Consider the following 26,767-nt stretch of genomic DNA (forward strand, 5'->3'; position numbering starts at 1 on the left):
CACTTCGGTCGTCAAGCATATTGGCGATCGGAGACTTAGAGTGTTTTTCAACCCGGTGTACGGATTCGTGTCGGGCGGGAAGAACGTAGGTCGGCAATCCCTTGCCGACTTATCGGCTCGGCAAAGGACTTTGTCGGAAGGGGCGTCCTGGCGCTCCCAGGACGGCCTTTTGCGATTGGAAGGGGGACTTTGGTGCTCCCAAAGTTCCCGTTTGCGATTGGAAGGGTCGCGACTAAAGCGACCGTTTGCGACTGGGAAGGGATTGCCGACCTACATATCGGGCTCCCTGATACCGGATCGGAAAATGCTCTAATTCGGTCTGTCCGGCCATAATGCCGGCGTCATGATGCTCGGCCTGGCTCGGATGGACGAATTATCGGTACGCGATGATTGTCCAAAAAAACGGGACCATTCAAAAAGGAGCGAACGATGAAACACCTGATAAGCATGCTGTTGCTAGCTAGCGCCGTCCTCTGGGTATCGCCGAGCATCCAAGCGGGCGAAGAGTTCTACGGCACCATTGAAAAGCGTCCCGAAGGCAAGGTCGGCACCTGGATGATAGGCGGTCGCGAGGTCGTGGTGACGGAAAAAACCAAGTTGGAGGAAGACGACGGCCCTCTGGTGGTTGGAGCGTGCGTGGAGGTCGAGTACGAGGGAGGCTCGGTCGAGGAGATTGAAACCGAAAAGCCGGGGAAGTGCCGAAAGTAACGGAACCCCTTTCATATGCCAATGGACTTGGAGAAACCTGAAGCCGGCCCTGCGAGAATTGGCCTTGAGCCGGGTTATGATCGGCCAGGGCGCGGCTTCAGTAGTTCCGACATTGGCAACGAGTCCCTGCCGAATCCGGCCACGCGGGATATAACCGCGCCCTAGCCGACCGGAAAGCTCGGCACTACCGCGTCGTTCAAGCTAGAGCATTTTCATACCTACGGGGACTCGCGAGTAGGTCGGGAATCCATTCCCGACGCAACGGGTTCGTCGGCAAAGGATTGCCGACCTACGAATGCTTGAAGTAATTCACCCGAGCCGAAGGCGCCAACGACTCCTGCCAGGCCTGTTTTGCCCTACGAGCGAGATGAAAACGCTCTAGCTCCTCATGGCTTGCCTGCGGAGGAATCCACTTTCGTTTCGGCCCTCGCCTTTTCGCGGGCCACGCGCGCGAGGGTCACGTATTTGCTGCGCAGTATCGCCAATTCCTCTTCTTCCAGCTCTTCCAAATCCAACAGCGTGTCATCGGCTTTTTCGATGGCACGGATGAGTTCGTCCAGTTTCACTTGGAGGGCTTCGGTATCCCGGTTCTGGGTGTGCTGAATCAGGAATACCATCAGGAACGTCACGATGGTGGTCGCCGTATTGATCACCAGCTGCCAGGTATCGCTGAATCCGAAGATCGGTCCGCTGACGACCCATACCAGGATCACGATCATTGCGATGTTGAAAGCCAAGGGCCGCCCCGACAAGCGAGAGAACAGTCTCGCGAACCGGTCGAACTTGGCGTTCCAGTAAGCGGTATTCTCGAGGTTCTTCTTAGCCCAGGCGGCGCATTTGACTAGAAAAGCAAGCATACGGATATACCAAGACATCGCGGCATTCCTCCAGATTTCGGATCTTTGTAGCTCATTGTTTTTAGATCGATCGGACCAAGCTTGAACACGACCGAGCGGCCCACTAGCCAGTGTAGGGTTTTGCCGCGTGGACAGCCAGAGGCGTTTTGAAAGAAATCAATCTCGGCGGCCGGCTTTGGTAAATCGGCCTGGATCCGGCAATAGAAGAAGAGAATTCGACTGAAACTACGCCGGCCGCCAGTCGGCGTTGATTTTGCCGTCGACAAGGCCGATGCGCCGGTCGGCGGCCGAAGCGAATTCAGCGTCGTGGGTCACGGCGACCACCGTCTTGCCCATTTGGTGAGCCAGATCGTGGAGAATCTGCCGCACCGTGGCACTCGATACCGAGTCGAGATTGCCGGTCGGCTCGTCGGCCAGAACGACCAGGGGATCGTTGGCCAGCGCGCGGGCGATGGCGACGCGCTGACGCTGCCCCCCCGAGAGCTGGTGCGGATGTTTCGCGCTCTGCTCGGCGACGCCCAGCCGAGCCAACAATTCCATGCCGCGCGAACGGATCGCGGCATCGCCGTGCTTGCCGAGCCGCCGCATCGGCAGCGTAACGTTGTCGAGCACCGAAAACTCGGCGAGCAGGAAATGGAACTGGAACACGAATCCCAGTTTCTCCAGCCGACGATTCGCCAACTCGTTCTCGCCGTACGCCGAAGTATCCTCGCCGTCCAGCCACACCCGCCCCGAGGTGGGAACGTCGAGCAGACCGAGCAGATAGAGCAGCGAGGACTTGCCGGAACCGGAAGGCCCCATGATGCAGACGAACTCGCCCCGCTCGATATCGAGGTTGATGTCCTCCACCAGGGTCACCGGAACTTCCCCGGCCAGCGTGCGCCCGAGATGCTCGGCTCGCAGGACCGCCGTCATGCTGCGCCCCGCAGAATCTCCACCGGATGCACGCGGCCCGCGCGGCGTGCCGGCAGATAGGCGGCGAGAATGCACGAGACGAGGGCGAAAGCGGTGGCGATGGCGAATTGTTCCGGTCCCCACCAGATCGGCATCTGCACTTTTTCCGTGATGCCGGGCGGCCTGAACTCGATGGTCGACAGCAGCTTCATGAGTCCGGCCCCCAGAACCAGGCCGAATATGCTGCCCACCACGCCGATGATGATCCCTTCGAGCAAAAAGATGAGGCGTACATCGCGGGCGTGAAAGCCGATGGATTTCAGGATCGCGATATCGCGGGTCTTTTCCATCACGATGGTCGACAGGGTGTTGTATATCCCGAAGGACGCCACGATGAGGATCGCCGACACCACGCTGTACATGATGATGTTGCGTACGATCAGCACGCTCAAGATGTCTTCGGAGGCTTCGATCCAGGACACCGATTTGTAGCCGGCGACCGCTTCGATGCGCTGGGCGGCATCGCGGGCCTCGTAGGGGTCGTCGAGCTGGATGATCAAGCGGTTAACCCGATTGGGCCGGTCGAACATCACTTGGGCGCGCTTCAGCAAGGTGAACGTCTGGGTCTCGTCGTAGTTCGCGTTGCCGGTGCGGAAGATGCCGACCACCTTCATCGGACGGCTGGCGCCGTTCGCGGCGACCACGTTCACGTTGCGGCCCAGGCCGAGATTGAATTTCTGCGCCAGCCCCGTGCCGACGACGATTCCGTTCGGATTGGCCGCGAGCGCGTCGATCGAGCCTTCGATCATCTTCTCCTCGAGCGTCGACACCGTCTTCATCTTGTCCGGCACCACGCCCGAGAGGGTGACGCTTTCCTCCCGGCCGGCGAATACGAGCACGGCCGAACCGACCAGTACCGGCGCGACCTTCAGCCCGGGCATGGACTCCACGAATTCGAGTTTTTCGCGATAACCGCGGATGCCGCGCGTTTCCGTCTGCGGCTTGACGTTGCTGATCCGGATCGCGCCGCCCGCCCAGCGCAGCTCCGCCGGCTGCGTCCGGGGCAAGCGGTATTCGTCGTAGACCGTGATGTGCGGGCTGTTGTCGATGAGACGCTTGATGAAGTCCTTCTCGGAACCGCGCATCAGGGACGACACCGCCAGGAAGAAGGCGACGCCGAGTATGACTCCGGTAAGCGAAACAAAAGTCTGGCGTGTGCGACCCGTAAGATGCGTGAGCGCCACCTGGAGCTGGATGCGCATCAGGACACCGGCACGGGAGATGACGAACGGATACGGGCGGCGCGTCCGTCGCGAAGGTTTTCCGAAGGCGTCTCGACGACTTGGGCCTCCGGAGACAGTCCCTCGACGATTTCGGTACGAACGGCGCCGGTTACGCCGGTCCGCACCGGCTGCTGGTGTAGCCTCCCGTCCTCAACCACCCAAATGGTGCCGTTCTGGACCGCGGTGGACGGTACCAGCAGGGCATTTTCCCGTTCGGAAACGATCAGGTTGGCGTCGACCGTCATGCCCACCTGCAACTTCTCCGGGTCGGCGAGCCGGATGCGAACCCGGTAGCTGCGTGCGATCGGGTCGCCCTTGGGCGTGATTTCGCTGACTTCGCCGTCGAGCACTTCGTCCGGCAGCGCGTCGGCGCGCAACACCGCCTTCTGCCCCACATGCACCCGCAAAATGTCTTCTTCGTCCACCTCGGCCGTGACCCGCAAAGGCGCGCAACAAGAGAGATAGAACAGGGCCTGTCCGGCGGGAATGAACTGGCCGATCTCGCCGTCGCGCCGGATGATCAGGCCGTCCGCGGGCGCCGTGAGAGTCATGAAATCACGCTGAGCCCGCGCGCGCTCCAGCGCCGCCTCGGCCGCTTCCAGATCGGAGCGCGCCCGGTCCAGTTCGACTTTGGCAATGACATTGCGGCGCACCAGTTCCTGCAAGCGCTGATACTGCGTGCGCGCGAACCGCACGCGGGCGGCCAGTTCCTCGACCGTGTTCCTCAAATCCGCGTCGTCGAGCCGAGCGAGTACCTGTCCCTTACGCACTTGACTCCCTTCATCGACGTTGAGTTCAACCAAATGGCCTGCCTGCCGCGCCGCGATCGGCAGCATGACCGTCGGTTCCACGGTGCCGGTCGCGTAAATCGCCTCCACCGCGGGCCCGCGAGTCGGCGTCACGACGGTGACCGTGACAGGACCTTCGCGCCACCAATAAATTCCGCCGGCGGCAGCGAGCACGCCGATGGCAAGAATCCAGATCCACTTTCTTTGCATTGTTCGGAAGGGGAGAATGACGGTCGTCGATGGTGGGTCTATTGCTGGTTAATTGTTATAGCAAGAAAGGCGGCCCGGTTCCGGGCCCTGTCGAGACTGCCAGACTCGCCCGCATCGGGTTCTTGTAGAGGAAACATGCTCCCATTTTAAACGACATCGAGATGACGAAGCGCGGTCGGCTTGTCGATGCTCCCGACGATCACCCGTGCCGCTTCGAGAACTTTCTGCGACTTCATCGGATTGCCGCATGAACCGACGAAACCTCGGCAGTCTAATCGAAATGAAAGCATTATGCGGATGAGCCAAGATATGATCAGTCTGATCTTCGAATCCGAGCAGCTAGCGAAAACCACCAAGCTTGCACCGGCGCCTTTCTTCCGAATCACCGGCAATTTCATCAGCCAAGGGCCCAACGGGACAGTGGTCGCCAAATTCAGCAATCACTTCTGGGATATGCAAGGCCAGCAGCACTTCACCCAGTACGCCTGCCATGACCGGACGTCGATCCATTTTGAGGATGCGCTGGCAAACACCTCGGAAAGCTTCGGCCCGTTCGATGAAATCTCCGTTGCCGATGGAGTGGTCTACGCCAATGGCCAACTCTTCGCCCGGTTCACCGAGGAAACACAACTCTGGCATTGTTACAAGACCGATACCTATTGGTTGAGCATGATCATCGCGTCGCCGCCCTCGCTGTAGATTGAGTCTTCCTGCAAGGGATTCGACGCCACTATTTCGCTGGGTCCGTTCCCTAACTTAAAGCTCTTTCCCGGGCACTCCATTCCTGAAACGAGGCATAGGCTATGGCGAGCAAGGTCGGACCCAGAAATATGCCGAGGAAGCCAAAGGCCATCACCCCGCCCAAAGTTCCGAGAAACACCAGGATGAATGGCAGATGACTCCCTTTGCCGATGAAATAGGGCTTAAGAAAATTATCGACGAGCCCCACCACTAGAAGTCCCCAGAGCACGAGAAAGACGGCCCACCCCGTCGAACCCTTTCCGAACAGCCAGATGGCCGCGGGTAACCAGATTAATGCGGGACCGACGGGAATCAAGGACAGAACGCACGCCAGCACGCCGAGCAACAGGACGCGGGGGATGCCCGCGATCCACAACCCGATACCAACCAAAATCCCCTGAATCAACGCGGTACCGATAACGCCGTAAACGACGCCTTTGATGGTGTCCCCCGCCACATGGAGTAATGCCGGCGCCCGTTGGCCGCCGACCCGGGTGAATAAGGGGGCCAGCCTTGTGGATAACGCGGCACCGTCCCGATACAAAAAGAACGCGATGAACACGCTGAGGCTTAAGTACAGGAGACTTTCTCCGAAGTTTGCCGCACTGCGCAACGCCCAATCTCGCAGGGGCATGAGGTACTTCAGCAACGCCTCGGTCAAGCGGGCGCCGCTCCCCGCCATCTCTTGCCAGTGGTCGTGCAGACGCGAACCCACAACCGGCAGCTTGGCTACCCACGCGGGTGGGGTCGGCGGTCCCTCACTGAGGAGTTGCCGTGCCATCTCCACGAGCGCGGTCACGTCTTCCGCCAAACTGGTGCCGAGGAGCGCCAAGGGGACAATCAAGACGGCTGCCACTATCAGGACCATCAGTCCACTGGCCAATCCTTTCCGGCCCGCGACGGCCGATTCGATCCTTTGATAAACCGGCCACGTGGAAAAGGCCAGGATGACCGACCACAGGATCGCCGAAAGGAACGGACGCAGCACGACGAAACAGCCCAGGATCAATACGAGGACTACGGCGAAGCCGGCCCACTGGTCGACACGGTTTTCGCTCAGCACGTCGTTTTCTCAGATCGACTGGAAATGCCCAATCACCACCCGCTTACTGTTCGTAACGAAAGTCAAACCACATCGTCACCCCGGCATGGAAGGGGCCGACTAAAGGCCCGTTTGCGATTGGGACTGCCGGGATCCAGGTTACAAGGATGTAGAGGGCCGGCCATCCTTGGCCTCTGGATTCCGGCACTCCCTGCCGGAATGACGGGTAATACTGGCATTGCTTTCTTCACTCACTGTAAAAGATAAGGAAAGGTCGAGCCCTGTCGTTCTCCAAAGCCCTTGGTAGTCTAAGAGGGTGTTTAGAAAGCGTCACGCGCGGCCCGAAGGCAAGCCTGTCCTGAGCTCCGTCGAAGGGTCCGTCCTGAGCTTGTCGAGGGGCTGCCCTCAGGCCGTGCAGTAGCTTCTCGCACACACGCTAAGCTAACCCACGACCTCTTTGGCTTCGGCATATCAAACTCAATCGTTATCACTCCAAGCGCTCGCATATCCGCGCGTTTCGCGTCAAGCCAAGGACTCGAACGCTGTCCAGGCTAGAGCATTTTCATACCGACTGTACGGGCATTCGCGAGTAGGTCGGCAATTCCTTCCCAATCGCAAACGGCGTCTTCGGGAAGGGGCTGGCCGGCGCTCCCGGCCAGGCCGTTTGCGATTGGAAGGGTCATCCCAGCGCTTCTGGGATGACCGTTTGCGATTGGAGCGTCGAAGCCGCACTTCCCGACAGTGCAGTTGGGCCAACGGCTTCGTCGGCAAAGGATTGCCGACCTACGAAGGCTTGAATCAATTTACCGTCGCCGAAGGCGCCAACGACTCCTGCCAGGCCTGTTTTGCCGTACGAGCGAGATGAAAACGGCCTAGGCTCTTGGGAGCGTATATCGGCGCAGTAGTCGGGCGAAGTCGCCCAAGGCCTCGATGCCGGTGTCTTCCGCCTGCCGGCACCAGTTCTCGAGCAATTGCACGCGGGCTTCATAATGGCTGGCGGATCGGATCCAGAGCTGTTTCAGGTCGTGTTTGGAACGGTAGATCGTCTCGAGCGTCCGGCTCAAGTTCAGCGCCTGTTTTAAGGTTTGGCAGGCCGCTTCATCGAGTTCGACGCCCTCCCGGACCAGAAGCGTTTTTACCTTATGCAGCAAAGGCCGGTGGGCGGAAGGAGCGGCCTTCCACTCGTGCCGCAGTACCGGGAGCACGACGCGACGCCCGTACAAAGCCAGGACATGATGGCGGTTGCGCATTACGGCCTGGACCGTGGCCGGGTTGATCGGTTTGGGAGCGCGCTCGAGGCGGATTCGAGGCGCCGTGCGGCGGATCTCGGCCAGCCGAAACCTTTGCAGCAGGCGGATGTAGACCCAGCCGATGTCCAATTCCCACCAGCGATGGGCGAGACGGGCCGAGGCCGGATACGCGTGGTGATTGTTATGCAATTCCTCGCCGCCGATGAGGAGCCCTAAGGGAAACAGGTTCGTGGAGGCGTCCGGGGTTTCGAAATTGCGATAGCCCCGGTAGTGGCCCAGGCCGTTGATCACGCCCGCCGCCCAAAAGGGAATCCAGAGCATTTGCACCGCCCACACCGTGATGCCATACAGGCCGAATAGCACGACATCGATGACGAACAGCAGGGCAACACCCCCGCCTCGATAGCGGCTGTAAAGGTTCCGTTCGATCCAGTCATTCGGGGTGCCATAGCCATAGTGGTCCAGCGTTTCGACGTGGCGGGCTTCGGCCCGGTATAACTCGGCGCCTTCCCACAGCACTTTCCGAATGCCGAAGACGCGGGGGCTGTGAGGGTCTTGCGGGCTTTCGCAATGGGCGTGGTGTTTGCGATGAATCGACACCCATTCCTTGGTGACTATACCGGTGGTCAGCCACAGCCAGAATCTGAAGAAATGGCTGACGACAGGATGGAGATTCAGAGCGCGATGCGCTTGGTGACGATGCAGGAAAATGGTCACACTGGCAATGGTGACGTGGGTCAGGCCCAGGGTAATGGCAATGAGTCCCCATCCGGGAATGTTGAGCAATCCATCAATCATCTATCCCTATCCTAAAAACGGGGGGAATAACATGTTTAGTCCTTCATCGAATTAGAGCGAGTACGACCGGGAAGGTTTTGCACCGTGTCGCCAGCGTGCGCAGGCGACTTTTTGACGTTGCCGGCACCTAATCCTTTCTGATCAGACGCAACAGAAGCAAGAAGGCTACGGCGCCAACCGTCGCGATAATCAAGCTCCCAAGCCTGCCGCCCCCGGCGGACAAACCCAGCACATCGAACAGAACACCGCCCAACACGGCACCGAACACCCCGACAATAATGTCTCCGATGGCGCCAAACCCGCCGCCTTTGACCAATTGCCCGCCAGCCAACCGGCCGCCAGGCCAATCAATACATACCACATCACTTCCATAGAGCCTCCCGTTTACCCGGGTCAATCGAGTTATTGATTTCCAGTCTGAACGTCCGTGGGGCCGAATGCTTTTTTAAGAACCAGATAGGTCGCCGACAATCCCAGGAGGATAGCTCCAATGCCTATGAGTAGGCCGGGCTCTGCATGTTTTAGGTCCAGGGTGATGAGTTTGTTGCCTAACGCGATGATGGCAACTTCCACCACGAAGGCCGGGTTGATGGAGCCCTGCACGAGATAGCTTTTGATGGACTTGAGGAGCTCCAAGCCGATGACCAGGATGAGAAAAAGGCTGAATGATTCGAATAAGCGATCGATCTCAACCAAGTAAAAAGAAGACTGGATAATGTTCTTGATGACGACCCGGCCGAGCTCGAGGGTTCCCAAAATCACGGAAATCAGCAGCAAGAAAACCAGCATGTAGACGATGTATTTTTCGGCACTATCAATGGTTCTTAGCACTCTCACGAGGTTTCCTCAGCGTCGTTCACCTTCTTCCGCCGTGGGTAGGCCGCCATCAATGCTTTGAGCTGGTCGAGGTCGACCGGCTTGACCAGGTGCCTATCGAATCCGGCGGCCCCGGATCGGTCGCGGTCTTCCTCCTGTCCATAGCCGGTCATCGCCACCAGCAGCGACTCCTCCAGTTCGGGCCGGACCCGCAGACGACGGGCTACCTCGTAGCCATCCAGCCCCGGCAAACCGATATCAAGCAGGACAATCTGCGGGAGAAACGTCTTCGCGGCTTCGAGAGCAGCGGGACCGTCGCATGCCACCTGCGTCTCGTGGCCCTCCAGCTGCAGCAGTAGAGCCGTACTCTCCGCCGTATCCACGTTGTCATCAACGACCAGAATACGGTAGCGCCCGAGGTGCGGTCCCTCGGTCGCTACCGTTTCCTCCGTATCGGCGGGGATGGCCGTATCCGGCAAAGCCGGCAGGCGCACCGTGAACTCGCTTCCCTTGCCGGTCCCTGCACTGCGTACGCTTATATGCCCCCCGTGCAATTCGACCAGGCGACGAACCAGCGTGAGCCCGATGCCGAGGCCGCCCTGGGTACGATCCAGGGATTTGTCGGCCTGCACGAAGAGGTTGAAAATCAAAGGCAGGAGTTCCTGGCTGATGCCGATGCCGGTGTCGGCGACCCTGAGCACCGCTTCCCGCCCTTCGAGTGTCAGGGTCAGGGTGATATGACCGCCGGACGGCGTGTATTTGACGGCGTTGCTCAGAAGATTCGAGACGATCTGCTGCAGTCGGGCCGGATCGCCTTCGACCGACAGGCCGTGCTCAGGCAGCGACGACTCGAGCCGGTGCTGACGCGCGTCGAGCTGAGCGCTCGCATCTTCGACCGCCAGCGCCACCAGGCGCGTCAGATCGACCGGCTGTTTCTGAAGAGCGATCACCCCACGGGTGATGCGGGACAGATCGAGCAGATCGTCGAGCAGCCTCGCCTCCAGGCGGAGCTGGCGATCCAGCACGGCCTGGGCTTTCTTCTCCGCCGCTTTGCCGGCGTCGCCGCGCCGCCAAATCTCGAGGGCGTTGCGGATGGGCGCCAGAGGATTGCGCAACTCGTGGGCGAGCATGGCCAGGAACTCGTCCTTGCGCCGATCGACCGTTTTGAGCGCATCCAGCGCCGCCCGTTGCTCGGTGATATCCTCGATCGCCAGGAGGATGCGCTCCTGATCGCTCCAGCGCAACACCTGCGCGTTGAGGCGCATGGTCCGCGGTCCGAGCTCGGGAAAGGTCTGGGTGACCTCCTTATCCTGGAAAGCGGCCTGGGCGGGCAAGACCTCTTCGAGAAGCCGGCGCAAGACGGGAATGTCCCATTGCCCATGGCCCAATTCGTAAAGCCGGACCTGCTCGGTCGCTTCGCGCGTGGCTTTGAAGTTCCGGTAGAAGGCGCAGTTCGCCTGCTGAATACGGAGATCGCCGTCGAGCACGAGTAGCGGCTGACGCATGGTTTCGACGACAGCCTGCGCGAAATCGCGCGCCTGCCGCATCTCGTCGTTCAGCACGTTGAGTTCGCGGTTGCGGGCGCGCAGTTCGTCGTTGCTCGATTGCAGCTCTTCCTGGGCGGTCTCGAGTTCCTCGTTGGTACTCTGGAACTCCTCGTTACTCGATAGCAGTTCCTCTTCCGTTGCCTTGAGTTCTTCCACCGTCGTCTCGTGTGCATCCAGCATGGCCCGAATGTAATCGCGGGCCGCTTCGAGATCCTGCGTAAGCCTCTGGATCTGGCGATCCTTTTCGCTTTCCGGCCGGAAACTTTCCGCGCGTTTCCCCGGACGCATTCGGCTCCGCAACGAACTCCAAAATTCCCCGACAATGGTTGCGCCTTGGTCCACTACCAGTGAGGCTTGCGCTTCAAAAAAAATCAGAAACCACGGGTTTTCCGCCCCGGCGATCCGAATCGGCATGACCTCGATATTTACCGACTCCGTATCGTTTGACCCCTCCACGCGCACGCCCTCCCGCCGTGTCGGAGCCCATTCCTTGCGCGCCTGCTCGATGGCGCTGCTGAGGTCGACGAGGAGGCCCGGCCGGGCCAGCTTCTGCAGCTTGAAAGTCGGAGGGCCGCTCGGATTCGCCAGATACGGACCGGTCTCGCCCCGGAACTGAAGCACGTTCATCTCCGAATCGCACAGGACGCCCGGCGGAACGTAGTGGGCCATGGCCAAGCGATCGGCTTCCCGTTGCAGGCGCTCCGCCTCCACGGGTTCGCTGGACAGAGCCAACTGTTTCGGGCGGGACCGGTCCGGCAACGCGGGATACTCCTCCAGCAACGCCAAGTGATTCTTCTGTCCGGGCAGGATCGCCTTGGAATAGATCTTGAGCCGCTTGTCGACGGAACTGAACAGCTCGGAGAAGGGGCCTATGGTTTCGGAGGGTCCCAGCACGAGGAATCCGCCCGGATTCAAGGCGTAATGGAACAGCGGAATCACCCGCTTCTGCAAAGCCGGCTCGAGATAGATCAACACGTTGCGGCAACTCACCAGATCCAGCCGCGAGAACGGAGGATCGCGGGCCACGTCGTGGCGGGCGAATACGCATAAATCGCGGATCGTGCGGGTGATTTGATAGTGGCCGCCGACCTTGACGAAGTAGCGCCGGAGCCGCTCGGCGGAGACGTGGCGGGCGATATTTTCCAGGTAAAGTCCGGTACGCGCCTTCTCGATGGCGGACTCGCTGAGATCGGTGCCGAAAATCTGAATCGGGGTTTGGGTCAGGCGCTCGCCCAAAAATTCCAGAAGGCAGATGGCGATGGAATAGACCTCCTCGCCGCTGGCGCAACCCGGGACCCAGATCCGCAGCGGAGCTTGAGATGGACGGCGTTCGAACAAGCGCGGAAAGACGGTTCGGCTCAACTCTTCGAACAACTCGGGATCGCGGAAGAAATCGGTCACCTGGACCAGCAGGTCCTGAAAGAGGGCCTGGGTTTCCGCCGTGTCGCTTTCCAACAAATTCAGGTACTCCGGCAGCGTATCCAGCCCGTGCAGGGCGAGGCGGCGCGCGAGTCGCCGCTGCACGGTACCGCGCTTATAGTGCGTGAAGTCCACGCCGGAGACGTTGCGGAGGCGACGAAAGAGCCGGTTGAGCGTTTCCTCGTCCGTGGGCGGAGGTTCGCCGGCGGAGGCGGTACTGTCTACCTTCAGGTATGGATGGCCGCCGAGGCGAGCGAGTTCGCGGGCAATCTCGCGCGGGGGCAGCACCCGATCGACCACGCCGAGATCTACCGCCGCCTTCGGCATGCCGTTGAATCTGGCCGAGCCTTGGTCCTGGGCATAGGTGATACCGCCGGAACCCTTGATCGCCTGCATCCCCAGCGCGCCGTCCGAGCCCGTGCCCGAGAGAATGACCCCGACCGCATTGGCCCCCTGCTCTTGCGCGAGGGAATAAAACAAGCGGTCGACGGGCATGGGCGGCACGGGAAGCCCGTTGCGGGCAGCGAGAGCCAGATGGCCCTGGACCAGGGTCATGACGGCATTGGGCGGGATGATATAGATGTGGTCGGGTTCGACCGCGAGCCCCTCCGTCGCCTCCTGGACCGGCAAGGCCGTTCTGGTCGAGAGGATCTGCGTCAGGACGCTTTCGTGGTGGGGGTCGAGGTGTTGGACCAACAGAAAAGCCATACCGCTGGTGGCGGGAAGGTCGGCCAGAAATTCCGACAATGCTTCCAGTCCGCCGGCGGAAGCTCCGATGCCTACAATGGGAAACGCCATCAAGCTGCATACTCCTGAGTAAGAAATTCTGTCTCGATATTCGACATTATCCGGTACGGCGATGTCCAAGTCCGATTAAAACAAAGGTCCACCTTGAGTGGCGAGCGAGGGCGTCCGCACGCCTGCCCGAATCTTTAATCTTTAACAGTACACTACATGGATTGGTCTGCACCTGCTTGAATTGCCGGCCGCTCAATTCCGGAATTTTTGCGTCACGATCAAGCCGTGAATGCCGCCGTCCATGATGCCGATACCAACACGCCCGAATTGCGGCCGTAAGATATTCGCGCGGTGGCCGGGCGAGTTCATCAAGCCGGCGTGCGCGATGTGAACGCTGGGGGCGAGAGCCAGGTTTTCGCCGGCGATCAGAAAACCGACATTCGATTCGCGCATTCGGTCGAACGGGCTTTTGCCTTCCGGAGTGTAATGAGAAAAATAACCGCGGGCGAACATGTCGGACGAATGTCTTCGCGCCACTTCGGTCAAGGCGGGATCGATCTTCAGCGGCGAAAGCCCTTCCGTGGCGCGCTCGCGGTTGACGAGTCCAAGCATTTGCTCCTCGAGCGCCGGTCTCGGCTGCGGGGCTCCGACCCTGAACGGCAACGAAATATGCTCGTCGGATTCCGGGTAAACCGGAAGCCGGCGGTTCAGCCCGTGGGTAAGCGCATCTTCGAAAATCGGCATCAGAGCCGTGGTCAGCCGTTCCACCAGAACCGCGAAGCGGTTCGCCGTCCCGCTTTCGCGGGCATCCTCGCGTAGATCGCCCGGCAGCGGGACCACGAACAACAAGGCGGCGGCGATGGCTGCCGTTATCAGCCCGTTGGCCAATCCCGGAAGCGTGCCGAACAGGTGATTGAAGAGCCGTCGGTGAATGCCATGCGGCAAGCGTTTGAGCAGCGCATTCCCGAGCAGCCCGATGGCCAAGCTGGTGAGCAGAACGATGAGAAGAAACGCGGCAGGCTGCTGCCACGTACTCGACAAACCGGTTTTCGAACCCAGTAAATCCGCCACCGGTCGATAAAAGAACCAGGCCGCAAGCAAGCTGCCCAGCCAGCGCAGAAGATTGAGAAAACCCAGGATGAAACCGCGCCGCCATCCACCCCAGACGGCGAACAGAATCAGCAGAAGAAGGAAGACGTCGATGACGTTGAAGGCCATGTCGATAATCCCGTTACCGGCCGATGCACTTTATTAGATGGCCGTGGTTGCGCATTTGCTTGTCGATGCGGTTCCTATCCCTGAATCGATCGAGCAGCCCCCGCCGCGGTTTGTCCGGCCGTTCTTCTCCGGGAAGGAACCCCGGTTCGCCCGGAAGGTCATTTTTCATAAGGGGCGAACTGCCGTTTCGCAGGGAAGTAGAGCGGAACGGCGAGCAATTCGGGAAAGGATCGCACGGAAGCCGGACAGCCGGCGGGAGATAGCAATGCGTACGAACAGCAACGGCAGTTTCGATGCACTGATTTCCGGGACGATCGTCGGTATTGCCACAACGCTCGCGGCGGCAGCGTGCGGCAAGGCCGAGCGTTCCGGCGCCGTGGCGCCTTTGAACGCCGTGAGTCACGTCACTTGGGGCGACCGGGCCGCCCGGCAGAACGATGTCAGTCTCAAATACACGGGCACCGGATTCGTGCTCAATCACGCCGCGGCCGTTCTGTGGGCGAGTCTCTACGAACGCTGGTTCGGACGAGCCGCCGAGTCGGGCGATGTCGCCAGAGCATTGACGGGCGGAGCGATAGTCGCTGGCCTTGCCTATCTGACGGATTATCATCTGGTCCCCGAGCGCCTGACGCCCGGATACGAGAAGCGCTTGTCGGGCAAGTCGCTGGCGACGGTTTTCGGCGCGTTGGCTTTGAGCCTGCCGCTGCGCGGATTGGTTCAGCATTTGAGACGCTAACCCTCGCTTCGAGAGAGCTTTTCGCCGCCTTGCCGGACGGAGCCGTTCACGGCGATGACCGTCATTCCGCTTCGACGTAGCCGGTCTGGATTCTCTGTTGCACATGCATTCCGTTCTTGGGCGGTTACCGATCCCTTATAATGCACGCCCCAACTATTTTTGAGCGGAATCATGTCCACAATCCCAGCTTGCCCCCAGTGCACTTTAGAAAACACCTACCCGGACGGCGACAATTATGTGTGCGCCGACTGCGGCTACGAATGGCCGATCGAGGAAACTACGGCCTCCGACGACGACGCGGATGCGGTCGTTAGAGACGCCAACGGCAATGTTCTGTCCGACGGCGACACGGTCGTGCTGATCAAGGATCTGAAAGTCAAAGGCTCGTCCATCACGCTCAAAATGGGCACCAAGGTGAAAAGCATCCGTTTGGTCGGCGGCGACCACGAAGTGGACTGCAAGCTGGACAACGGCAATTTCATGCTGAAGGCCTGCTTTTTGAAGAAGGTCTGATCAGTCGCTTTTGACCGATAGCGCTCTGATTCCAGATCCCTTTCAATCAGGCGTTCATTTTCGTAGGGTGGGTTAGGCGCACATCAGCACCAACCGACCGCCGATCACTGCGCTTCGCGTGCGCCGTAACCCGCCGAGCGACCTTCCATCGGCGGGTTACGCGGAGCCTGTCCTGAGCCTGTCGAAGGGCCTGTCCCGAGCGGAGACTAGGGGCTAACCCGCCATCGATGGGTTTCGCTTCGCTCTACCCATCCTACGATGAATGTTCACTCGAATGCCGAATGGAATTACGCTTTGGGTATGGTTTAGAGCGGTTGTCAGATTGATTTAGAGCGTTTTCCATCCCGGTGTACGGATTCGTTCCGGGAGGGGAGAACGTAGCTCGGCAATCCCTTGCCGACAAAGCCCTTCGCCGAGCCGATACGTCGGCAAGGGATTGCCGACCTACATATCCGAATCCCTTACACCGATTCGGAAAACGCTCTAAGACCTGTGGGAGCGGGCTTTAGCCCGCGATCGAGCGATTATCGCGGGCTAAAGCCCGCTCCCACACTAAGTACATTCCGTAAACTTTTACGGAATCTCGACAGATTAGTTTGATTGGCGGGTTTCTCCTGTAGTGGTGCGTATGCCGCAAGACTTCCCTGAATGTACTTAGAGCGTTTTCATCGCGCTCGTACGGCAAAACAGGCCTGCTGGAGTCGTTGGCGCCTTCGGCTCGGGTAGATCGACTCAAGCTTTCGTAGGTCGGCAATCCTTTGCCGACGAAGACGCTCGGCGGGACGTGTCGTCGGGAAAGGATTCCCGACCTACTCGCGAGTGCCCGTACAGTAGGTATGAAAATGCTCTAAGGCTTTCTGCAATCAATCCTTACATACGAATGGAAACCGCTGTATTTGTAGGCTGGGTCGAGGAACGAGACCCAGCTTTTTGATGGCCGCAAAATACTGGATTGCGCTGGGATTCCGCAAAGCTTCATCCTAGCCATTGGACTTCGGTCGTCATTCCGGCATGGAATACCGGAATCCAGAGGCCATGGATGGCATTGGCCTCGAATCGGCGGGTTACGCTCCGCTAACCCGCCCTACCTAATCTTCGCTCGAATGCCGAATGGAATGGCGCCGGGATTTCGCAAAGCTTCCACCCCGGCCTCCGTCCGAGCTCTATTGATTCCGGCTCTCGCTTACCGCAGCGGCGTTACTCGTCCAGTCGCCCGGAATTCCCGGTAGTCCTCGAGCACCTGGGCATGGTCGAAGACCAGAGGCTGCGGCAGTTCATCCGGCATGACCACGCTGCAATGCTTGGCATCGTCTGCGGCTATCGGTTCGCCGCTGGCCTCCGCGACGTACACGACGGTCACGGTATGGCCTCGAGGATCTCGCTTGGGGTCCGAATAAATCCCCAGCAGGGCAATCAGGCGAACCTCCAGCCCGGTTTCCTCTTGGGCTTCGCGCCTGGCAGCCTGTTCCACGGTTTCGCCGATATCGACGAAGCCGCCCGGAATAGCCCAGCCTTGAGGCGGAAAGGCACGTTCGATCAAGACAATGGGCCGGCCGGGCCGGTCGGTCAATTCGATGATAGCGTCGGCGGCAAGGGCGGGAGTCATCGGTCGCGGCATGGCGTTTTCCTGTCGTTCAAGCCTGATCCGATAGACACTTTATCAAATCCAAGTTCTGAGAAAAGTCGGGCGTGGCTTGGATGGTCCCCTTGGACAAGGTCAGTCCGGCGCGAACAGGTCCAACGTCACCGGACGCTGCGCGTTTTCCAGGACTGAAAAGCTGACGCCCAACAGGCGGACCTTGCGCCGGCCGGCTTCGGTGCGATTTAGGAGTTCCGCAAGGTGGGGCCGGACATCGCGGATGTCGCGAAAGGGCCGATCCAGGGTTCGGGCGCGGGTGACCAATTCGAAGTCGTCGTATTTGACTTTGACGGTGAGGCCACGAGCTTGTAGGCCGTGCCGGGCCAGTTTCTTCAGAACGCCTTCGGCGAGTCTGGCGAGGTGCTGGCACATTTCGGCCCGGTCCGAGAGGTCGGCGGGAAAGGTGGTTTCCGCGCCCCAGGATTTCCGCGGGCGGTTGGGGACGACCGGCCGCTCGTCGATGCCGCGGGCGATCCGGTAGTAGTGCTCGCCGGCCTTGCCGAACTGCCGTGTCAACGTGGCCAGCGCCAGGCGTTCGAGATCCCGGCCGCAACGAATGCCCAGCGCGAGCATTTTCGCTTCGGTGGCTTTGCCTATGCCGTGGAAGGCGCCGATGGGGAGCTCCGCGATAACGACCCTCCCCTGTTCCGGCGGAATCAGGCAAAGCCCGTCGGGCTTGTGGCGGTCGGAGGCGATCTTGGCGAGGAACTTGTTGTAGGAAACTCCCGCGGAGGCGGTGAGCTGGGTCGCTTCCCGGATGCGCCGCTTGATTTCCCCGGCTATTCGCGTGGCGGAACCTTGGAGAATCGGACTTGCCGTGACATCCAGATAGGCTTCGTCCAGGGAGATGGCTTCGACCAGGTTCGTGAAGTCGAGGAAGATGGCACGAATTTCCGCCGAGACCGCCCGGTACACGTCGAACCTCGGCCGAATGAACACTGCCTCGGGACACAGCCGGTAAGCCTTGGCCGCAGGCATGGCCGAGCGGATACCGAACACCCTCGCCTCGTAGCTGCACGTCGCCACCACTCCTCGCGAGTTCGGGGCGCCGCCGACCACCACGGGTTTGCCGCGCAATTCGGGAAAGTCCCGCTGCTCCACCGCCGCGTAGAAGGCATCCATGTCGATGTGGATGATCTTTCGTGGGCGTTGGGGCGGCGGAACTTGATCAGAGCCGTTCAAATAGGGTCACCGGGTCTCATTAGGGCTGCTGTCGGACTGCAATCTCGAACCGGCTGTCGCGGGCTAAGTACATTCATGAAACTTTTGCGGCATAGGAACCGATAATCGAGAGCACCAGCTGTGGAGAGCGGTTGTGACGGTCGAAGAACTCGCGGGCGGCTTGGAGCAAGGCGGCCACCGTCTCGAAGAGTTCGCAATGGGTCACTTCGCGGCGGAAATGGCGCCACAGCATCTCGATCGGGTTGAGCCAAGGGCTATAGGTCGGCAAGTACAGCAGGACCAGTCGCCCGGCGGCTCCGCGCACGACCGCTTCGATCTCGTCGTCTTGATGCGTGTCGGCATTGTCCCACGCGACGTAAATCGTCCCCGTGGGATGCTGGTCCACTATGGCTTGCAGCAGTTCGGCCACCTCCCGACGGCGCTTGTGTCGTTTGAATAAGACCACGGTTTCACCGGTATGGTAATTCACCGCTCCCAACCCATAGCGCTTCTTAGGCTGACCTGGGGTCGGAATCATAATTTGCTGGCCTACCGGGCTCCACAACGCCGTCAAGGTAGGCAGCCAACTGAGGTTAAACTCGTCGGCGTAGTAAAACACATCGCCCGGTTTCAAGTGATCACGGGTGTCTTCGACCGCTTTTTTTTCACCGCATAGTCTGGATCAGGGCTGCTGATCTTATGCTGCGGACGACTGAGCACAATCCCTTCGCGCTTCAAGGTTTGGCGCAGGGTTTCCAGAGCGATGCGAATCCCGGTTTGCTCGGCCAGGTAATCCACCAGCCGTTGCAGGGTCCATATGGAAAACGGCAGGTCCAAACTGCGCGGACGGCGCCGTACCGCCGCCACCAGGGCGGCCCGATACGCCGCCGTCACTTTGGCTTGCCGTCCCGCTCGCGGCGCATCTTTCAGCCCGTCCACGCCTTCGCTCTGATACCGTTTCAGCCACCGCACCACGGTGTCCTCGCTCTCCCGCACGATCCCCGCGATCTCCAGCGCTTTGAGACCCCGCTCGGCCGAGAGCAAGACCATCTGGGCACGAGTTCGGAGTCGTGGGTCCTTGGTCTTTCGATACAGGGTGTCTAACTCACTCTGTTGCGCTTTGCCCAACGGGGGGATCAGGATGGCTTTCATGCCACCAGTGTACGCCCTTTCCGCAGAACTTTATGGGATGTACTTAGAGCGTTTTTCATCCCGGTGTACGGATTCGTGTTCGGGCGGGAAGAACGTAGGTCGGCAATCCCTTGCCGACTTATCGGCTCGGCAAAGGACTTTGTGGGAAGGGGCGTCCTGGCGCTCCAATCGCAAACGGTCTGGCCGGGAGCGCCGGCCAGACCCTTCCCAGGACGGCCGTTTGCGATTGGAAGGGGGACTTTGGTGCTCCCAAAGTTCCCGTTTGCGATTGGAAGGTCGCGACTAAAGCGACGTTTGCGATTGGAAGGGTCGCGACTAAAGCGACCGTTTGCGATTGGGAAGGAATTGCCGACCTACTTACCCCCGAATTTCGACATGCTGCCTAGGCTCCAACTTCGACACGAATGTCCGAAAACTTGTCGTCGTAAAAGGCGATCCGGTCTTTCAGTTCACGATGCTCTTCGTAGGGGTCTTCGTAGGTCCAGACCGAATCCTCGAGTTTCGTTTCGCCGAGCTTCAGATCGAAGTAATGAGCGGTCCCCTTGAACGGGCACTCTGTCGTGGTATCCGAGCGTTCGAGCCGATCCAGCCTGACGTCGGAACGCGGGAAATAATAACGCGCAGGATGTCGGTCTTCGTCGACTTCGATCACGTCGCGCGAGTCGGCAATCACTTCGTTGTCGATTTTGACTTGCACTCTTTGACCGAGATGCTTTTCTTGCACTTTATGCTCTGGCCATTTTTGGTGTCCTGGCGATTTTTTCATGCTGACCTCCTGGCTTCTTGGCCATGATCGATGTCAAAGGCAGTCTCTACGGCCTGCATGCCTATCGGCCGCTGCCGTAGGGACGGGTGATGATCTCCAGAAGATGACCGTCCGGGTCTTCGAAATACACGCCGCGGCCGCCGTCGTTGCGATTGATCTGGCCCGGACGGTGCTGGCCGGGGTCGGCCCAGTATTCCAGCCCTCGCTCGCGGATGAGGCCGAAGATCCGATCGAAGTCGTCTTCGCCGATCAGAAAAGCGTAGTGCTGCCAGGCGATCTCGCCGTCGGTCTCGTAGAAATCGAGCGAAACGCCGTTGCTGAGCTCAACGACGAGGAAAGGTCCGAACGGTTTCGGCGCCGGCAGGCCGAGAATTTCGGTGAAGAACGTCGCCGACTTCCGCTTGTCCCGGCACGGGACGATGGTGTGATTGAGCTGTACGCTCATCTGCGATGCTCCCTGACGCCAAGTCTGTTAGCTTTGTGACCGAACGCAAGGTCAAGCAGTTCAACCCGGCTTCGCCGAATCACCGATCTCGCTGATCGGCAGTCGGACAACGAATTCGCTACCCTTTCCCCGGCCCTCGCTAAATGCTTGTATGGTGCCGCCGTGCATCGCCACCAGACTTTCGACCAGCGATAGGCCGATCCCCAAGCCCCCTTCGGTGCGGTCGAGAGTCCGGTCCACCTGATAAAAGAGATCGAACAGATGACACAACGCCGCCGGATCGATGCCGCGCCCGTTATCGCGGACCCGGATGGCGACCTCGTCGCCTTCGCGTTCGACGCTCAGCCGGATTTGCCCTCCCTCATCGGTGTACTTGGCGGCATTGTTGAGCAGATTCGAGACCACCTGCGCCAGCCGCACGAAGTCGCCTTCGACGTGGATAGTTTCCGAAGGCAGTTGCACGCGGAGTTCGTGCCGGCGCGCGTCGATCAGGGGACGGCTGGTTTCTACCGCGCGCTGCACGATATCGGCCACTACCAGCAATTCCCTGCGCAGTTCGATCTTGCCGCGGGTGATGCGGGATACGTCCAAGAGATCGTCCACCAGCCGGGCCAAATGCTCGACCTGCCGATCGATAACATCCCGCGTCCACTGAAGCTTGGGATCCTCCGTTCCCAATTTGCGCATGATTTGAACGGCGTTGCGGATCGGCGCCAGAGGGTTGCGGAGCTCGTGGGCCAGCATGGCGAGGAACTCGTCCTTCCGGCGGTCGGCCTCGCGTAACGCTTCCTCCGCGCGTTTGATCTCGGTAATGTCCTGGAGGATGCCGCGCAGAATGATGCCGCGGCCTTGGGAGCGCGGGTAAGCCGCGCCCCGGAAGTGTAAAGTTACGAAAATTCCGTCGGCACGAGTGCCCTGCAGTTCCAGGTCAAAAGCCGAATCGGCGGATGCGGTGTGCAGCACGTCGAGCACAGCTGCATGATCCTGAGGGTCGATGAACTGCAGCAATCCCTCAAGATTGCACGGAAAGTCGCTTAAGGGATCCACGGCAAAAATGCGGCGGATGTTTCCGTCGCACAAGAGCTTCTGATCCACCGGGTCCCACTGCCAGACGCAAATGGCGGCTAGCGCTTGGAGATCCCGAAGTTGCTCCTCGGACAGTTGCAACGCGACTCGCTGGCGGAATCGACGAATCAGGAACCAGGCATGATCCGCGATCGCCTGGAGGGATGCGAGATCCTCGTTATCGTAGTCGACTGTTTTGTTGCCGACACCGACCAGCAGCACCACGCGATCATCGTATACGACCGGCACCCCCAAATGGCGCACCAGATGGACATGACCTTCCGGATAGCCCTGCTTGCGACTGAGCCCCTGGTAATCGTTGTGAACGTAGGGCCTGCGATGGCGGGCGCAGTCGGCCCAAATACCGGCGGTGCTTATCGGGTAATGGCGTTGATATACCGCTTGGCACTGGCGAAGGGTTGCGGCCGACCAGGTTCCCAGTTCGATAGTCACCTGGTCTTCATTGACCAGATGGAAGTAGCCGACTTCACTGTCCGTCACTGCGACCGCCGCCTCGATAGCCGCGGAGTACAATCTAGGTTCGTCTGCGTCGAGAGCGTGGCGATATAAGTCCAGTAACGCGGATTTTGCCTTGTCGGGGATTGGGGCTAAGGGCGTATTAATCATTGATACGAAATCATGTCACAGTGAAACAAGGCAGGCTTGTAGCCTTTCTCACCATTCTGGCCCGATGGCAAGAACGAGAGGGATTAGGGGCGCATGACGCTCAACTTCACAGACGTAAACAAAACTTCGATTTAGGCCCGCGTGTAAACCTTATCACGCGATCGCGAAGAGGTCCCAAGGGTCGGTTGTATCGCGCTTTCGCCGCCCGGAAGGTTTATCGTGTTCCTTTAATCTGGAATCGAAACCGAACGCATCGGTATTTATTGATAACTGAATGGCAAGAACCCGCAAGTTCGACCATTTTTTTCGGACAATGTTTTCTTTTTTTCCTGCCCGTCAGAACTCGAAAGCCCAGCTTTCCCGGTCCAACTGGCGCTGCAGCACGATCCGGCGCGGCGGCTGGATCAATAAGGTCCAGGTTTGCTGATTGTTGCGGTACGGCTCCTTTACCGATTTGAAGGGTTGGGGATTCAGCACGGCCAGGCAGAAGCCACCGGGCGCGCGCACCGATTCGTAACGAATCAGGCCGATCCCGGCTTCCCGTGCCTGTTCCGCCAGCAGCTGCGTGCCGGCGTAATCGGAAGGATGCGTCCAGGTCTCCCGCTGGGACACCAGGGGCGGCTTCGAAAGATCGATAGCTTTATCGGCGGCGGCATGAAATTCGAACAGGGTCAGCTCGACGCTCGCCGGACGGCCTGACAGGCCTTCGCTGTCCAGCCAGAACCGCAACCGCCAGTAGCCGCATTCGGCTGTGGCCGTTCGGCGATCCTCGGCGCCGTAAAAAACGCCGGGGGCGGTGCGCCGGCGAAATCGCGAACCGCCCGGCAGCGGCCAATAGCGGAACGGCGTCGCCAGCAGCCAGTGCAAGCCTTGGACGTCAGCGGGCAGGCGCGGCTTGGCCTCGTCGAGGATGTCTTCCAGCAATGTCTGATCGTCCAGATTGCCCGAAGCGAGGTGCATGGTGGCGACCCGATGCTGCGCCTCGACTGCCCGCCAGCCGCTGCCCCGCCAGGGGCGTGGTTTAAACACGAGCACGGTGAGAATCCAAGTACTCACAGGCATGAATCAGGCCGTCGACCCGCTTGATGACCTCCAACGGCCGCTGTCCGTCGAAAGCGCGGTTGGCCGATTTCAGCCAGCTTCGGGCCAGTTCGTCGTCGCCGCCGACCAGCGATGACAGGGAACGATACAGGCGCACGAAATGGGCGGCCAGCTCCCAGGGTTTGCCGCCTTCCGGAAGAGCGTATCGGCCGTTCAACAGCCGGGACGCGGTCGGTTGGCTGGCGCCGATAATGCTTTTCAGATCGCTGGGCCCCAATCCCAGGCGGCGAGCGGCCTCGATCACTGCTCCGGTGAGGACGCGCGAGCGGTCTGTGGCGGGGGCTGAAGCTGGGTGTGTCATGGGGTCTTTCCTCGCTTGCTTGCCAACGTGTTTATTCTACTGAATAACCCTATCATAAAACACACCGTGTGAATATCCGTTAACAGCCGGATGCACGCCAGATCTACCGAGACGATTATTTCGTCGATCCATCACTCCTGATCCACTTTCTCGATGCGAAAAATATTCGGTTGGCGGACAATCCTAAGCTCGGCTCTCCGTTCCGAAGGTCGAACATGAAAGCAAGCGTGCGTAATCGGCCGGAAGGTGTGGTCAAACCTATACGAAAGGGCTTGATGAGTTTCGAAGTCGCGATCCAGCCGACGAGGACGTGAAAAAGACCGACCGCCCCAAACCGACATGAAGAAAAACACCCTCCTAGCTCAAGAAGGCCGGCATCCCGATGACTCGCTAGCCGCGTTCTTCGAACGGCAAACCCGGCGTCACGGATCTCGGGAAGCTGTTCGCTATAGGCCAAGATACCGCACCATTCGCTGGAGTTACGACATGCTCGGCGAGCGCGTGTTCGGATTGGCACAAACGCTGGCCGCACACGGCATCGGAACGGGCGATCGGGTCGCTCTCTGCGCGGAAAATTCGCCACACTGGGTTGCGGCCTTCTTCGCCATCCTGGCCCGCGGCGGCGTGGTGGTGCCTCTGAATCCGAAAAGCACTCCGGATCAGATCGACCGGATCAGCAAATCCGCCGAGCCTAAGCTGGCCCTGCTATCCCCCTCGCTCGCCTGGCCCGACGAGGCCGTGCCGTGCTTGCCGACGGCCGACTCGTCCTACTCGGCGAACGAAGCCGCGGCCATGCGGGACAAAGCCGTCTTCGAGAACTCCGGCGGGCTCGCCGAAATCATCTACACCTCGGGAACGACCGGCGATCCGAAAGGCGTCATGCTCTCTCACGGAAATCTCCTGGCCGATCTCGACGCCGTGATGAAAGCGGTGCCCTTGACGCCCGACGATCATATCCTCACCTTGCTCCCCTTGTTTCACGTGTTCGGTCAAATGACGAGCCTCCTGTGCTCGCTGTACAGCGGATGCTCGGTCACCTATATCGCCGCCCCGACGACCCGCGCCATTCGGGAAGCATTGACCTACACGCCGGCGACTCATCTGGTCGTGGTGCCCGAAGTGCTCAAGACCATGATGGATCGTCTGGAAAGCCGGCTGGGCCGAATCCCCGGTTTCCTCCGGCGCGCGCTGCGCGACCGCATCCGTTCCCGCATCTCCCGGACACTCCGGACCATCGTTTGCGGCGGCGCTCCGCTCGATCCGACGATCGAGGACAAATGGTGGAACCTGGGCTTCGAAGTCTTGCAGGGTTACGGACTCACCGAGACGAGCCCGGTCGTCAGTACCAACACCTCCACCGCCCATCGCGCGGGATCGGTCGGAAAGCCTCTGGACGGGGTCGAGGTCAGGTTGGCTCCGGACAACGAAATCCTGGTCCGAGGCCCGATCGTGATGCAGGGGTACTATCGGGATGCTCAACGCACCGAGGCCGTTCTGGACCACGGCTGGTTCAAGACCGACGATGCCGGACGCTTCGACGAGGACGGATTCCTGTACGTCTTCGGACGCAAGAAATACATGATCCTGGGGCCGAGCGGCGAAAACGTCTTTCCCGAGGATCTGGAAGCCGAACTGAGCCGGGTTCCCGGCGTCATCGACAGCGCCGTAGTGGGCTTGCCGAGGAACGGCCGGACCGTCGTTCATGCCGCGCTGCTCTGTGAGCCGAACCGAGCCGCCGGCGCCGTGGCCGAAGCCAACCGGCATTTGGCGCCGCACCAGCAAATCACGAGCTGGTCTGTTTGGCCCGAGCCCGATTTCCCGCGTTCGGTCACGCGCAAGGTTAAAAAAGAGGAAGTCATCAAAAGACTCGGCAGCGAACCGGCCGGCCGGCCGTCTCAAGGCGGGCGGATCACGCCGCTCAAGCGGCTCTTGGTCGAGGTGACGCAAACGGAGATCGGAGAAATCGACGATTCGACGCGGATCGTAGCCGACCTGAACCTGGATTCTCTGCTGCGAATCGAGCTGGTCTCGCGGATCGAGGACGAATTCGGGGTTTATATCGAGGAAATGCAGATCACGCCGGAACTCACGGTCGCCGATTTGGACGCGCTTGTGCAAGGCCAAAAGGGACGAATGCCCCAGTTGGGGCGTTATCCACGCTGGTCGAACTCGGCTTGGGCCGGCCGATTGCGGCCCGCGGTAAATCAGGTTGTCTTCCGCTGGTGGCTTTCGATCTTCTGCCGCTTGCGCATAAGCGGCGAGGAAAACCTGACGAATCTTCAGGGACCGGTGCTGTTCATGGCGAATCACCGCAGTTTTCTCGATCCGGTCATCGCGACCTGGACGATTCCAGAAGTTATTCGCTCGCGCCTCGGCATCGCGGCCGGCACCGAGGTTCTCTACGGCAAATACCCTTGGTTCGCGCCGCTGGCGGAACTCGCGTTCAATGCCTTCCCGTTTCCCACCGGAACCCACGAAAACATCCGGCCGGGGCTCGATTATATCGGCCGCATGCTCGACGACGGCTGGAACGTTCTGATTTTCCCCGAGGGAGGGCTGAATCGGTCCGAACGGCCGCTGCTCGATTTGAAGGGCGGCACCGGCGTGGTCGCCGTCGAAATGGGCGTCCCCGTCGTACCGCTCGTCATTCAAGGCACCGAGAAAATCCTCCCTCCCGACACCCTCGTGCCGAAGAGGCGGGATCAAGTGAGCGTCCGCTTCGGAAAGCCCTTGAATTTGGCAGGACAGGAATACGCCGACGCGACTGCGAGTATCGAATCGCATCTGCGACATTTACTTGAAGATCGGGAAAACCGCGAATCAGCTCGTCGTAGGCCGGAATAAGCGCAACGTTTCCGGCACCGGCTCCCGGCGATGAGTCCTTGTCCCCGACATCGTTTGACCCAAACCAAGATGTCGGGAAAGGATTCCCGACCTACCAGACGGCCCAGG

Annotated in this window: 24 protein-coding genes and 1 pseudogene; 5 read left to right on the forward strand and 20 right to left on the reverse strand. The window is 60.0% G+C overall.

Going from position 1 to position 26,767, the window contains the following annotated elements:
- Positions 1–429 precede the first annotated feature (429 nt).
- Positions 430–708: a DUF5666 domain-containing protein gene (locus ACWJJK_RS20970; RefSeq protein ID WP_086134922.1), complete on the forward strand. Its 279-nt coding sequence runs from the start codon at positions 430–432 to the stop codon at positions 706–708.
- Positions 709–1,094: 386 nt separating this feature from the next.
- Here the strand turns inward: ACWJJK_RS20970 and ACWJJK_RS20975 are convergent, their stop codons facing one another.
- The 5 genes and pseudogenes from ACWJJK_RS20975 to ACWJJK_RS20995 form a co-directional block, all read right to left on the reverse strand.
- On the reverse strand, positions 1,095–1,583 hold the full coding sequence (locus ACWJJK_RS20975; protein ID WP_434111046.1) for a low affinity iron permease family protein: 489 nt from the start codon (positions 1,581–1,583) through the stop codon (positions 1,095–1,097).
- A 207-nt stretch (positions 1,584–1,790) separates the two neighbouring features.
- On the reverse strand, positions 1,791–2,480 hold the full coding sequence (locus ACWJJK_RS20980; RefSeq protein WP_077731491.1) for an ABC transporter ATP-binding protein: 690 nt from the start codon (positions 2,478–2,480) through the stop codon (positions 1,791–1,793).
- Positions 2,477–2,881: an ABC transporter permease gene (locus tag ACWJJK_RS20985; RefSeq protein WP_454129059.1), complete on the reverse strand. Its 405-nt coding sequence runs from the start codon at positions 2,879–2,881 to the stop codon at positions 2,477–2,479. Before ACWJJK_RS20985 ends, ACWJJK_RS20980 begins: the two co-directional genes overlap by 4 nt.
- 90 nt (positions 2,882–2,971) lie before the next feature.
- Positions 2,972–3,721, reverse strand: a pseudogene (locus ACWJJK_RS20990) (ABC transporter permease); the annotation flags it as partial.
- Entirely contained in the window at positions 3,721–4,740 is a 1,020-nt protein-coding gene (locus ACWJJK_RS20995; RefSeq protein WP_077731493.1) for an efflux RND transporter periplasmic adaptor subunit, read from the reverse strand. The pseudogene ACWJJK_RS20990 and the gene ACWJJK_RS20995, both read right to left, overlap by 1 nt.
- Before the next feature lie 297 nt (positions 4,741–5,037).
- Here ACWJJK_RS20995 and ACWJJK_RS21000 point away from each other — a divergent pair, with 297 nt between their 5' ends.
- A complete protein-coding gene (locus ACWJJK_RS21000; protein ID WP_133718698.1) occupies positions 5,038–5,439 on the forward strand; it encodes a hypothetical protein in 402 nt (133 codons plus the stop codon).
- Positions 5,440–5,491: 52 nt separating this feature from the next.
- On the opposite strand, the gene ACWJJK_RS21005 is transcribed toward ACWJJK_RS21000, so the two are convergent.
- The 6 genes from ACWJJK_RS21005 to ACWJJK_RS21030 form a co-directional block, all read right to left on the reverse strand.
- Positions 5,492–6,544 carry an AI-2E family transporter gene (locus tag ACWJJK_RS21005; RefSeq protein ID WP_077731495.1) on the reverse strand — a complete coding sequence of 351 codons (1,053 nt, stop codon included), beginning with the start codon at positions 6,542–6,544 and terminating at the stop codon, positions 5,492–5,494.
- A gap of 851 nt (positions 6,545–7,395) precedes the next feature.
- Complete coding sequence (locus tag ACWJJK_RS21010; RefSeq protein WP_077731496.1) at positions 7,396–8,571, reverse strand: DesA family fatty acid desaturase; 1,176 nt, start codon at positions 8,569–8,571, stop codon at positions 7,396–7,398.
- Between the two features lie 127 nt (positions 8,572–8,698).
- Positions 8,699–8,932, reverse strand: a complete 234-nt coding sequence (locus ACWJJK_RS21015) for a GlsB/YeaQ/YmgE family stress response membrane protein (RefSeq protein ID WP_210023924.1) — start codon at positions 8,930–8,932, stop codon at positions 8,699–8,701.
- A 41-nt stretch (positions 8,933–8,973) separates the two neighbouring features.
- A complete protein-coding gene (locus ACWJJK_RS21020) occupies positions 8,974–9,402 on the reverse strand; it encodes a phosphate-starvation-inducible PsiE family protein (RefSeq protein ID WP_434131733.1) in 429 nt (142 codons plus the stop codon).
- A gap of 2 nt (positions 9,403–9,404) precedes the next feature.
- Entirely contained in the window at positions 9,405–13,151 is a 3,747-nt protein-coding gene (locus ACWJJK_RS21025; protein WP_454128458.1) for a chemotaxis protein CheB, read from the reverse strand.
- A gap of 192 nt (positions 13,152–13,343) precedes the next feature.
- Complete coding sequence (locus ACWJJK_RS21030) at positions 13,344–14,309, reverse strand: CvpA family protein (RefSeq protein WP_347259287.1); 966 nt, start codon at positions 14,307–14,309, stop codon at positions 13,344–13,346.
- Positions 14,310–14,574: 265 nt separating this feature from the next.
- On the opposite strand from ACWJJK_RS21030, the gene ACWJJK_RS21035 reads away from it, so the two are divergent.
- Positions 14,575–15,045: a hypothetical protein gene (locus tag ACWJJK_RS21035; protein WP_133718704.1), complete on the forward strand. Its 471-nt coding sequence runs from the start codon at positions 14,575–14,577 to the stop codon at positions 15,043–15,045.
- 171 nt (positions 15,046–15,216) lie between these two features.
- Positions 15,217–15,558 (forward strand): zinc ribbon domain-containing protein YjdM, encoded by a 342-nt coding sequence (locus ACWJJK_RS21040; protein WP_156881080.1) that lies wholly within the window; start codon positions 15,217–15,219, stop codon positions 15,556–15,558.
- 1,183 nt (positions 15,559–16,741) lie between these two features.
- Here the strand turns inward: ACWJJK_RS21040 and ACWJJK_RS21045 are convergent.
- The 9 genes from ACWJJK_RS21045 to ACWJJK_RS21085 form a co-directional block, all read right to left on the reverse strand.
- Positions 16,742–17,176: an NUDIX hydrolase gene (locus ACWJJK_RS21045; RefSeq protein ID WP_156881079.1), complete on the reverse strand. Its 435-nt coding sequence runs from the start codon at positions 17,174–17,176 to the stop codon at positions 16,742–16,744.
- Positions 17,177–17,275: 99 nt separating this feature from the next.
- Positions 17,276–18,379 carry a DNA polymerase IV gene (gene dinB, locus ACWJJK_RS21050; protein ID WP_454128459.1) on the reverse strand — a complete coding sequence of 368 codons (1,104 nt, stop codon included), beginning with the start codon at positions 18,377–18,379 and terminating at the stop codon, positions 17,276–17,278.
- Positions 18,380–18,452: 73 nt separating this feature from the next.
- Positions 18,453–18,992, reverse strand: a complete 540-nt coding sequence (locus ACWJJK_RS21055) for an IS630 family transposase (protein WP_434111136.1) — start codon at positions 18,990–18,992, stop codon at positions 18,453–18,455.
- Positions 18,989–19,510 (reverse strand): helix-turn-helix domain-containing protein, encoded by a 522-nt coding sequence (locus ACWJJK_RS21060; RefSeq protein WP_156882070.1) that lies wholly within the window; start codon positions 19,508–19,510, stop codon positions 18,989–18,991. The genes ACWJJK_RS21055 and ACWJJK_RS21060 overlap by 4 nt, the downstream gene beginning before the upstream one ends.
- Before the next feature lie 382 nt (positions 19,511–19,892).
- Positions 19,893–20,276: a DUF427 domain-containing protein gene (locus ACWJJK_RS21065; protein ID WP_086134932.1), complete on the reverse strand. Its 384-nt coding sequence runs from the start codon at positions 20,274–20,276 to the stop codon at positions 19,893–19,895.
- Between the two features lie 61 nt (positions 20,277–20,337).
- Entirely contained in the window at positions 20,338–20,721 is a 384-nt protein-coding gene (locus tag ACWJJK_RS21070; RefSeq protein ID WP_454128460.1) for a VOC family protein, read from the reverse strand.
- A 60-nt stretch (positions 20,722–20,781) separates the two neighbouring features.
- Positions 20,782–22,413, reverse strand: a complete 1,632-nt coding sequence (locus ACWJJK_RS21075; RefSeq protein ID WP_156881076.1) for a sensor histidine kinase — start codon at positions 22,411–22,413, stop codon at positions 20,782–20,784.
- A gap of 336 nt (positions 22,414–22,749) precedes the next feature.
- Positions 22,750–23,469 carry an RES family NAD+ phosphorylase gene (locus ACWJJK_RS21080; protein ID WP_454128461.1) on the reverse strand — a complete coding sequence of 240 codons (720 nt, stop codon included), beginning with the start codon at positions 23,467–23,469 and terminating at the stop codon, positions 22,750–22,752.
- Complete coding sequence (locus tag ACWJJK_RS21085) at positions 23,435–23,815, reverse strand: antitoxin Xre/MbcA/ParS toxin-binding domain-containing protein (RefSeq protein ID WP_086134934.1); 381 nt, start codon at positions 23,813–23,815, stop codon at positions 23,435–23,437. Before ACWJJK_RS21085 ends, ACWJJK_RS21080 begins: the two co-directional genes overlap by 35 nt.
- 339 nt (positions 23,816–24,154) lie before the next feature.
- On the opposite strand from ACWJJK_RS21085, the gene ACWJJK_RS21090 reads away from it, so the two are divergent.
- Positions 24,155–26,659 (forward strand): AMP-binding protein, encoded by a 2,505-nt coding sequence (locus ACWJJK_RS21090; RefSeq protein ID WP_077731508.1) that lies wholly within the window; start codon positions 24,155–24,157, stop codon positions 26,657–26,659.
- Positions 26,660–26,767: the final 108 nt, after the last annotated feature.

The organism is Methylocaldum gracile, assembly GCF_053646815.1.